This window comes from Aerococcus sp. L_32 (genome assembly GCF_050689315.1).
The window spans coordinates 1-875 of record NZ_JBOEQF010000758.1; the positions used below are offsets into that span (position 1 = coordinate 1).

Below are 875 nucleotides of genomic sequence, written 5' to 3' on the forward strand. Positions count from 1 at the left end.
ATTCAGTAAATTATTCAACCGCAAGAAAAAAGATTCTGATAAAGAGGAGGCATAACCATGTCATTATTGACGATTAAAGATTTAAATAAAAATTTTGGCGGGTTAGCCGCTGTATCGAATGTAAATATTGATTTAGAAAAGAATGAATTAGTTGGACTTATCGGCCCTAACGGTGCAGGTAAAACGACATTATTCAACTTGCTGACTGGTGTTTATGAGCCGAGTTCAGGTGAAGTAAAATTATCAACTGACGAAGGTGACGTGGTTTTAAATGGTAAAGAGCCAAGTGAAATCAACCGCTATGGTTTAGCAAGAACCTTTCAAAATATCCGTTTATTTGGTCAGTTGACTGTTTTAGACAACGTGTTAGTAGCTTTACATACTAAACACGGCGCTAGCTTCTTGTCTAGTGTTTTGCGTACGCCAGCTTTCTACAAAAACCGGGAAGAATTAAAAGAACGCGCAATCGAATTGCTAAGTATTTTTAACCTTCAAGATTTACTATATGAAAAAGCGAAAAACTTGCCATATGGTCAACAACGTCGTCTAGAAATCGTTCGTGCCTTAGCGACTGAGCCAAAAATCTTATTCTTGGATGAACCAGCAGCAGGGATGAACCCCAATGAAACAGCAAACTTAACTGAATTGATTCGTCAAATTCAAAAAGATTTCGACATTACAGTTGTCCTTATTGAGCATGATATGTCGCTAGTAATGAATGTATGCGAGCGTATTTACGTATTAGAATACGGTAAATTGATCGCCCACGGTACACCTAGTGAAATCCAAAGTAATCCAGCTGTTATCAAAGCATACTTAGGAGGCGAGTAAAATATGACAATGTTAGAAGTAAAAGATTTGAAAGTCTCATACGG

General features: G+C 37.3%; 1 protein-coding gene. It reads left to right on the forward strand.

Annotated features, from left to right (window positions below; genetic code table 11):
• Positions 1-57: 57 nt before the first annotated feature.
• Entirely contained in the window at positions 58-831 is a 774-nt protein-coding gene (locus ACRCJ0_RS16260) for an ABC transporter ATP-binding protein (protein WP_016897926.1), read from the forward strand.
• Positions 832-875 lie beyond the last annotated feature (44 nt).

Bases quoted from the DNA above. Each gene is read 5' to 3' on its own strand.
- ACRCJ0_RS16260 (WP_016897926.1), top strand. From the start codon at position 58: ATGTCATTATTGACGATTAAAGATTTAAATAAAAATTTTGGCGGGTTA.